Here is an 8,752-nt window from a genome sequence, read left to right as displayed (position 1 = left end):
GCTTTAAACGTGGTGGTGGGATAGCCCAGGTGCGCGATTAAACGGGTATTGCCACTGATTTCCATGATTAATCTTCCATCTCAATACGTTTGATATCGCCAAGAATAAAGACGTAAGCGAAGACGCCCAGCAGCGCGGCACCGCCGATGTACACCAGCGCGTAGAAGAAGTTGCCGGTTGCCGCGACGATAAAACCGACGATCAGCGGCGTGATAATGGAAGCCAGGTTGGAGCAGAAGTTAAATAAGCCGCCGGTCAGTCCCGCCAGGTTCTTCGGCGCCATATCGGAAATCAGCGTCCAGCCAAGTCCGACCATGCCCTGCCCGAAGAAAGCGACGGACATCACCGTAATCACCAGCGCGTCGGTTGGCATCCAGTTCGCTGAGATAATCAGGCTCGCCATCAGCAGGCCAGAAATAATCGGCAGTTTACGGGCAATATTCACCGACCCGGTGCGTTTCAGGATTTGGTCTGAAACCCAACCGCCAAACATCACACCCACCGCCGCCGCGAGGAACGGCAGGATCGCAAAGAAGCCCACCTTCAGCCACGGCATATGCCGTTCCGTCGCAAGATACGTCGGGAACCAGGTGAGGAAGAACACCAGCGTCGTGTTTCCGGCAAACTGCCCGATACCCGCGCCGAGAATTTGACGGCATTTCACCAGCTTGCCGACGTTCGCCCAGCTAAAGTTCATTGTCGGTTCAGGTTCAGCCGATTGCTGGTCGTGGCCGATGTACTCAAGCTCGAGCTGGTTAGCCGTTTTAGACTCATGCGGCTCGTGGTAATAACGCCACCACACCAGCACAAATAAAATGCCGACCACGCCCACGGAGATAAACAGCGCGCGCCAGCCGAAGGTTTCCATAATAAAGAACAACAGCGGCGCAAACGCGGCAAGACCGACATATTCTCCGACCGTGTACACCGCCGTGGCGCGAGCGCGTTCATGTTGCGGGAACCATTTGCCCACGACACGGCTATTGACCGGGAAGCACGGCGCTTCACTAATACCCAATCCCAGGCGGCACAGCAGCAAGGTTTTCAGGCCCATCGTCAAGCCGTGGAATAAGGTAAATGCCGACCAGAAAAACAGCGCCAGCGCGTAGGTGATTTTATTGCCGAAGCGGTCAAGGAAGATGCCGCCGGGAATTTGCATTGCGGCGTACGTCCACGCAAATGCCGAGAATACGATGCCCATAGTTGCGGCACCGATTCCAAGATCGGCACTCAGTTGCGGCGCGGCAATACCTAATACCGTCCGGTCGAGGTAGTTAATCATGGTCCCGATAGCCAGCAGCGTCAGGATGACCATTCGCGTGCGCGAGCGTTTTTCAACAGCAGTTTTCGGGGCGGCGATATCGCCCTGTTCATAACTTGCCATCAGTAATTCCTTCTTATGTCGTAGGTTACAGGTGCCTTTTTTGAACCTTAAGGTTCATTTATTGTTTTAAATCGAGTTACCGCATCTGCATTGCAGCCAGACGAACTGCCGCATTAGTCGCACCGTACTGTTGATAATCACCCCGCCGTTCGACCAGTTCAAAGAAGAAACGGTCAGGACGGAATGGCGGTGTGTAGGCATGCAAAAACTCATGCTGCTGCGCGTCCCGCTCATAAAGAATATTCAGACGCTCAAGCCCTTGTAATAACGCGTTATTGACTCCGTAGCGCGCCAATAAATCGCCGTAATAATTCGCCGGAATAGGAAGTAACTTCAGTCCCTTAGATTGCAGGCTTTCTACCGTCGAAGGTAAATCATCACAGGCAAATGCTGCATGTTGCAGGCCGGTTCCCTGATAACTCGCCACCGACCGGGCGATTTGCGTATCGAGACTGTGCGACATATTCAGTGGCAGGCGAATCGAATGACACGGGCTGTGCATCACCTGGCTCCTGACCAGACCATACGGGTCCGGCACGCTCAGTTCGGTATCCAGTTCGAACCCAAATACCGCCCGGAAGAACATAATCCAGTTATCTCGACTGCCTTCCACCAGGCCAAGCGCCAGGTGATCAATGCCCCGCAGAGTGCCTTTGGCGGCAGTTTCTGAGAGCGTGAAATCGGTTTGATAAATATCGCTTTCGCCCTGCTCAGGCGCTTCAATCAAGTAAATCAAGCTGCCATCTGGCGCACAAACCGCTGCCAGTGCACGCTCATCCGGGCCGTGTTTTTCATGCCAGACGGGGTAGCCGTAATCTTGCGCACGCTGCAAAACGTTCGCAGCACCTTTCACCCGCCACGCCATCGCACAGAGCGAAACACCGTGGCGGCGATGAAATTCATCCGCCCAACTGTGCGACTGGTGGTTGATAATGATATTCGCGCCGCCGTTGCGCCACAGCGAAACATCTTTGGAACGGTGCTCTCCGGCATGGTCGAAACCCAGCGGTTGCAAGGCTTCGCCCAATGCCACAGCATCTTTATCATCGGTGGCAAATTCTAAAAACTCAATTCCCTGATAGCTGGCCTGCGGCGCACTGTGAAAAAGCGGGGCGTCAATTTGCGGGTGAGTCTGCCAGACCTGTTCCTCCAGCCATAGCAGCGAGCGATAGCCATCTTTGGCCGTTGGCGCGTTCGGCGTGGCGCGGAAACTGTCGTTGAAAATCTCCAGCGACCATGGCCCGCGGAAACCTTTCTCGGTCAGCAAACGTGTGAACTCCACCACCGGCAACTCACCCTGCCCTGGGAAGCAGCGGAAATGGCGGCTCCACTCCAGCACATCCATTTTCATCAGTGGCGCATCGGCCAGTTGCAGGAAGGTGATTTTCTCGACAGGAATATCGTCGAGATTAATCAATTGATCGCCGAGCGAAAGCACGTGGAAGCTGTCGAGCACCAGCCCCAACGCCGGGCTATTAACCTGCTTTACCCGCTCCCACGCCTGGCGATAACGATTCACGTGCGTGCCCCACGCTAACGCTTCATAACCGACGGTGATTTCATTAAGGTGTGCAAGTTCAGCAAGATGGGCGAGATCGCTGACCTGCAAATCAATGTTAGCTGAGCAATCAGGGGCCACATTGCTGCACAGCAGCATGGTGTCGCAGCCCAGCTCATGCATCAGGTCAAATTTGCGGCGCGCCCGTTCCAGATTGTTGGCAAACTGAGGACGCGATGCTCCTTCAAAATCGCGAAACGGCTGAAAGAGCGTGATGGTCAGTCCCAAATCCGCCGCCATTCTGCGCACGTCGGCGGGCGAGCCTGGGTAATAAAGCAGGTCATTTTCGAAGATTTCGACACCGTCAAAACCAGCAGCCGAAATTGCGGCCAGTTTTTCAGGCAACGTGCCAGAGATTGATACGGTTGCAATTGAACGCTGCATGATGGCTCCTGGTCTGTCGGGATAAGTCGGTTAATGTTGTATCATTTGGTTCATATTGCAAATTTATAGTTAATTAATTGTTACCCCAGATCACGCACCCGGAAGTTAAAAAAAATAGCGGGCGATTACCGAACAAAACAAAGTGGGGTTACACTTTCCAGTCACTCCCTGGCAACTTAAAGGCAAACACAACATGTCAGATAACAACTATCAGCCACCAAAAGTCTGGACGTGGATAAAAGGCGAAGGCGGCACCTTCTCTAATATCAACCGCCCCATTGCAGGCCCGACTCATGAACGCACGCTGCCGATTGGCAAGCACCCTTTGCAGCTCTATTCCCTCGGCACACCGAACGGGCAGAAGGTCACTATTCTGCTTGAGGAGCTACTGGCTCTGGGCGTGAGTGAGGCTGAATACGACGCGCATTTGATTCGCATCGGCGAAGGCGATCAGTTCTCAAGCGGCTTTGTGGATGTGAACCCGAACTCGAAAATCCCGGCATTGATGGACCATTCGGCGACACCACCGATTCGCGTGTTTGAGTCCGGTGCCATCCTGCTTTACCTTGCAGAGAAGTTTGGTCACTTCTTGCCAAAAGAGATTGCGGCACGTACTGAAACGTTGAACTGGCTCTTCTGGCTGCAAGGTTCCGCGCCGTATCTGGGCGGTGGTTTTGGCCATTTCTACAATTACGCACCGATGAAAATTGAGTACGCAATTAACCGCTTCGCCATGGAAGCCAAGCGCCAGTTGGACGTGCTCGACAGGCAACTGGCTACGCATCGTTTTATTGCCGGCGACGAATACACCATTGCAGATATCGCGATCTGGCCGTGGTACGGCGCGCTGGCAAAAGGTGGGCTGTACGACGCGGCGGAATTCCTCGATGTTGCCTCGTACAAAAACTTTGTCCGCTGGGCCGATGAAGTTGCAAGCCGCCCGGCGGTGAAGCGTGGGCGTATCGTGAACCGCACCTTTGGCGAACCGTCACAGCAATTGCATGAGCGCCATGATGCGTCAGACTTTGAGTTACGCACTCAGGATAAATTAGAGAAGTAATTCCTCCACATATATGTCCGTGATACTGCAACTTGCAATATCACGGATATATAAAATTTAAAATTAAACAAACTTTTTATAGTTTCAGCCTGACCGTTGCAGGTAACTTGCCGTCTGAATTATTCCGCCCGCAAACTGCAAGGAACTACCGTGTTAAAGAACTGCGTATTACTACTCGCCTTAGTTATTGTCGGATGTGCTGAACCAGCAGATGAAACCGTAGAAGCATTGAATACGATTAATTTCCAGCCGGTTACATCAGCCCCAAGTGAAAGCAAGAATCCGGAAGAGTTAAAAAACCTGCATACTCTGAATAAAAACACCATTGCCAACCTGACCGCAGGCATTAAATCAGCGCGGGTTGATGACCTCAGAAGCGTGGATGTTTTTGATAATCGTTATGGCATTGATAATGTGTTCCAGGCGTTAACCAAACTGGAAGAAATTAATGAACTCAATGATATCTATCTACACGACGAGAATAAGAGCGGGCTGATTCAGATTAGTAATATATTAAAACCGGTAACGGATACCGCATCATAATGAAAATAAAAAGGAGTTTTGCAGGGTGGATAAGCGCATGCGTCATCCACCATTTTGCCTGTTTTGTCGGATGACGCTACCGCCAATCCGACCGACAAAGAGAATTCATTTAATAGAGTTGTTTCTCAATCAATATTTGCTGTAAATGTTGTTTTTGCTCTCGACTCAGTATCTGGCTGACATGAAAAAGATATTTTGCTCTCTGGAACCGCACCTGATTCTGAATATCACCAATGGCGTCGAGCTGATTTTTAGCCTCAGCATCGTTCCATATTCCGGAACTGAACATATCAATAATCGCATCCTGCTTTAAAGCATCGGTGTTAATTTTGCCAATTTCTTCTTCCGTGTTCTTACGCAGTGATTTTACCTGCTGAATTTGTTCAGGTGTCAGCTGTAATTGTTTAACCAGCGAGTCTTGCGGTAGCGTGTCAGTAGAATGAGAAGCCAAAGCCACACCGCAAAATGACAGCGCAGTTGCCATCACGACAAGCTTAAATATTTTATTCATTCTATATCCTTAAATTTTAAACACAGGACACCACACTATGTTGCCATAGTGTGGCGTTTGCTGCTTACTATTTGTGACTGACTATTTGATGATTGCTTACATATCCCACATCCGTATGGGATAAATTAAGAATAAGGCTAGCAAGGCTGACATTCAATTAGCCTTTCGTTTAAAAATAAACTCCCCGCTTTATACCCAAAATAATTCAAGCTGCATCGCGGCGGCGAGAGAAAGAATCCCGATGAGCTTAGTAAACTAAGTGATTCGGGTGAATGAACGCAGCCAACAAAGAGGTAGTTTGAAGTATGAAGGGTATAAAAAAAACCCGCCGGACAGGCGGGTATACTGCATTGGCATAAATACATGCGCTAACAATATTAAAGGATCGATTGCTCGAGGTTGATAATAGCAATGAGACTCAGTGCATCAACATAATAATTTTAACCAGATACTTATTAACCAGCAATTCTATAAATGTATAAAAATAAACAGATCAGAAATTGAAGTTAACCCCAGCGTAAGCGCCGTCCGCTAAGATATTATCACTATGCCCATCTTTCCCTTCCATTCCCAAATAGCGGTATCCGGCATCAACAGAGAAGGTTGGGTTCACTTTCCAGCGCACACCCGCGTTCGCTTCACCGTATTGTTTCACGCCGCTTGAAAGCGAGTCAGGCGAGAAATAGGCATCGCCATATAAAGAGAAGTGATCGCCAAGGGGTAACTGCGCGCCGCCGCCGACAGCCACCGCATAACCTTCATCGTTATCATCCGGGTTGAGATAAAGCGTCTTGCCGCCGAGCGTTACGAGTACCGAACCTAACGGAATATTCCAACCCATTCCCAGGCTGGCGACGTCGCCGTCGTTATCGTTATGCGCCCAATTTCCACTGAACGTAAAACCCGGTTCGTTCGCGCCAAAGCTCACGCCGAAATTGGTCCATTTGGCGCCCGCTTCACCATGAATCGACACGGCATGAGCCGAATTTGCGGCGCATACCGCACCAATCAGAAAAACCATTTTTAATAATTTCATCGCGTTCCTTATTTTTACTCGTGGGGTTAGCAGACAAAAAAAAGCCCGACTGGCACAAATGCATCGGGCAAAACGAACATCACTGCTTTTTTATGACTACTGGGATTATTAAGGTTATTCGCCGACACCGGCGATTTCGACCACCACGCGGCGGTCAGGTGCCAGGCAATTAATCAGTTCACTGCGTTCTTGCAGCGCATCGCATGTTGTTCCGGTCACCGGCTCGCTTAAACCACGGCCTTCGGCCTGCACGTTTTGAGCGGGCATCCCTAAACGCACCAGTTCATCGGCTACGGCCTGGGCGCGTTTTGTTGAAAGGTTGAGGTTGTATTCTGCCGAACCGAGGCGATCGCTAAAGCCAATCACCATCGTGGTTTTCTCTTTAGCGGCCTGAATTTCAGGGCGATTGTAGAGGTCACGTACCGCCGATTCCCCCTGCGCAGAAAGCACCGCAGAGTTGAATTCAAACATCACGTCAGATTTGAGGTTAAAGCGCTGTGGTTCTGGCGGGCCTTCTACCACTGGCGCGGTTTCAGCAACCGGTGCTGCTGAATTTTGCCCGAAGCGATAGACCACGCCTGCGGTGACGGTATTGATGTCAGCGGACATGCCAATCTGATTTGAATTGCCGACGTTGCTCACCCACTGATATTCCAGGCGGCCAGCCCAGTTATCATTAAATTCGTATTCCGTACCAATGGCGGCCAATGGGCGCACACCGGTTTCAAAATTACTGTGTTCGGCCTGGTCAGTTTCCGCACGATACCCCATGGCCCCCGCGCGGCCGTAGATATCCCAATTCTCGTTGAATGAGTAGCTGGCTTTCATCGAAAATTGCAGACCCTGGGCCTTCATTTTGCCATTTTCTGCGCCGTTATTTCCCTGAACCTGCATATTACCGAGATAATCGTATCCGCTTTCTACCGCCAACCAGGGAAGAATTTGATAGCCCCAGAATACACCGCCACCCACATTGTCACTGTCGGTATCAAATTCAGCAGCGTTATTCTGATTGCCATTAAAATTATTATTGCCACTGATATCTGAGTAATGTGACCAACCTAATTTCGCACCACTGTACCAGGTATTAGCATCCGCTGCGGCATTAGCATTGGTTACTGCGCAGGCATTGATGACGATTAACGCAATAAGAGTCTTTTTCATATTAATCCTTGAAGTGGTCCCGGAGAGATTACTCAGTAGCATGACTATTTCAGCGACGGATGGTATGCAGAGAACACGAAGGAAGGAATTTCATTTTGATTTAATTTTACATTAAAAAAGGCGAGCAAAATTATCTAATTATTATAAGAAGATCGGCATAACGCTTTCAAATGAAGCAAAGCCATCCTGAGTTCATAATTTTGATTAGCAGGATAGCTATTACCTGTGGAATTAATTTTAAGGGCGATGTGTTGGCAGGCAGCGGAAGGTGAAAATGACCTCCATTTAAATATTCACAGTAAAGTCATCTCAGAACCTCTCGGGTAAATTAATCACCTCGATTAAATATCCACCCCGTTTTATTTCAATGTAACCACCGCTCTTTAAGGCAAACATCACATTCAAAATACTGCTACGGGATAAATGTGTTCGTTCCTGAATATAGTCAAGAATAGAAACTCTTGAACGTAATTCTGTTGAAAGGCGATTCATTTCAAGAAGATGACCGCGAATGATCGAATAGGTCCGCTGCTGCACAACGACTGAATCACGATAGAAAAGATGAGTGGTGTAATAAGCCAGGATGATAGCAATATCTTTCCATAACCCTTTCTCGGTGATGAGTTCATGCCCGAGGCTGGCATCAAGACGCAGCATGGTACATTCAGTTTCTGCACGCAGAATATGGCTGCGCATTGGCTGAATGCTCTCGGCAATACCAAACAAATTCTGGTCGTAGACCGTGGTGATGACCAGGCCGTCTGTGGCTCGCAGAACAGAAAGCTCACCACTTTTAAAGACATAGAACTGAGGGATCTCTTTATATTCCCAGTTTATCCTTTTACGCGGAATAACCTCCATGGGGGTTCCATAGGGTTCGAGAGCTGTAATGAGATTCTGAATGGCAGCTTCTGGCCGCGTGGGAGGGGGTATAATCATTTTTAATCCTAAGATGCCTAATCTTTCCTTGAAGTATATACCATGCCAACGATATGGCAGGGAGCCATACCATGCGGTGTTTCACTTATAGATTCAACTGTCCATAATAAAACCTAAACAAGTTGTAGCAATTTTCCCACAACTGTTTCAGCGGTGAAAAGAAGTGTAATTAT

8 protein-coding genes are annotated in these 8,752 nt (G+C 49.3%); 2 read left to right on the top strand and 6 right to left on the bottom strand.

Annotated features, from left to right (window positions below; translation table 11 throughout):
* Window positions 1-67: 67 nt before the first annotated feature.
* Window positions 68-1,384, bottom strand: coding sequence for an MFS transporter (locus tag GBAG_RS01255; protein ID WP_034492635.1), 1,317 nt, complete (start codon window positions 1,382-1,384; stop codon window positions 68-70).
* 76 nt (window positions 1,385-1,460) lie between these two features.
* Window positions 1,461-3,326 carry a bifunctional sugar phosphate isomerase/epimerase/4-hydroxyphenylpyruvate dioxygenase family protein gene (locus tag GBAG_RS01250; RefSeq protein WP_034492634.1) on the bottom strand — a complete coding sequence of 622 codons (1,866 nt, stop codon included), beginning with the start codon at window positions 3,324-3,326 and terminating at the stop codon, window positions 1,461-1,463.
* 193 nt (window positions 3,327-3,519) lie between these two features.
* Between GBAG_RS01250 and yghU the strand changes: the two genes are divergently transcribed.
* Window positions 3,520-4,386: a glutathione-dependent disulfide-bond oxidoreductase gene (gene yghU, locus GBAG_RS01245; RefSeq protein WP_034492633.1), complete on the top strand. Its 867-nt coding sequence runs from the start codon at window positions 3,520-3,522 to the stop codon at window positions 4,384-4,386.
* Between the two features lie 150 nt (window positions 4,387-4,536).
* Window positions 4,537-4,929 (top strand): hypothetical protein, encoded by a 393-nt coding sequence (locus GBAG_RS21800; RefSeq protein ID WP_051873613.1) that lies wholly within the window; start codon window positions 4,537-4,539, stop codon window positions 4,927-4,929.
* A gap of 109 nt (window positions 4,930-5,038) precedes the next feature.
* Here the strand turns inward: GBAG_RS21800 and GBAG_RS01235 are convergent, their stop codons facing one another.
* From GBAG_RS01235 to GBAG_RS01220, 4 genes are all read right to left on the bottom strand, one after another.
* Entirely contained in the window at window positions 5,039-5,440 is a 402-nt protein-coding gene (locus tag GBAG_RS01235) for a Spy/CpxP family protein refolding chaperone (RefSeq protein ID WP_034492632.1), read from the bottom strand.
* A gap of 493 nt (window positions 5,441-5,933) precedes the next feature.
* Window positions 5,934-6,476, bottom strand: a complete 543-nt coding sequence (locus GBAG_RS01230; protein ID WP_034492629.1) for a YfaZ family outer membrane protein — start codon at window positions 6,474-6,476, stop codon at window positions 5,934-5,936.
* Window positions 6,477-6,590: 114 nt separating this feature from the next.
* Window positions 6,591-7,640: a porin OmpA gene (ompA, locus tag GBAG_RS01225; RefSeq protein ID WP_034492626.1), complete on the bottom strand. Its 1,050-nt coding sequence runs from the start codon at window positions 7,638-7,640 to the stop codon at window positions 6,591-6,593.
* A gap of 309 nt (window positions 7,641-7,949) precedes the next feature.
* A complete protein-coding gene (locus GBAG_RS01220; RefSeq protein ID WP_034492623.1) occupies window positions 7,950-8,579 on the bottom strand; it encodes a helix-turn-helix domain-containing protein in 630 nt (209 codons plus the stop codon).
* Between the last annotated feature and the right edge of the window lie 173 nt (window positions 8,580-8,752).

The organism is Buttiauxella agrestis ATCC 33320 (genome assembly GCF_000735355.1).
GTDB classification, from domain to species: domain Bacteria; phylum Pseudomonadota; class Gammaproteobacteria; order Enterobacterales; family Enterobacteriaceae; genus Buttiauxella; species Buttiauxella agrestis.
The sequence above is the reverse complement of the archived record's forward strand: the minus strand, read 5'-3'. Positions and strand labels throughout refer to the sequence as shown.

Bases quoted from the DNA above. Each gene is read 5' to 3' on its own strand.
- GBAG_RS01255 (WP_034492635.1), bottom strand. From the start codon at position 1,384: ATGGCAAGTTATGAACAGGGCGATATCGCCGCCCCGAAAACTGCTGTT.
- GBAG_RS01250 (WP_034492634.1), bottom strand. From the start codon at position 3,326: ATGCAGCGTTCAATTGCAACCGTATCAATCTCTGGCACGTTGCCTGAA.
- yghU (WP_034492633.1), top strand. From the start codon at position 3,520: ATGTCAGATAACAACTATCAGCCACCAAAAGTCTGGACGTGGATAAAA.
- GBAG_RS01235 (WP_034492632.1), bottom strand. From the start codon at position 5,440: ATGAATAAAATATTTAAGCTTGTCGTGATGGCAACTGCGCTGTCATTT.
- GBAG_RS01230 (WP_034492629.1), bottom strand. From the start codon at position 6,476: ATGAAATTATTAAAAATGGTTTTTCTGATTGGTGCGGTATGCGCCGCA.
- ompA (WP_034492626.1), bottom strand. From the start codon at position 7,640: ATGAAAAAGACTCTTATTGCGTTAATCGTCATCAATGCCTGCGCAGTA.
- GBAG_RS01220 (WP_034492623.1), bottom strand. From the start codon at position 8,579: ATGATTATACCCCCTCCCACGCGGCCAGAAGCTGCCATTCAGAATCTC.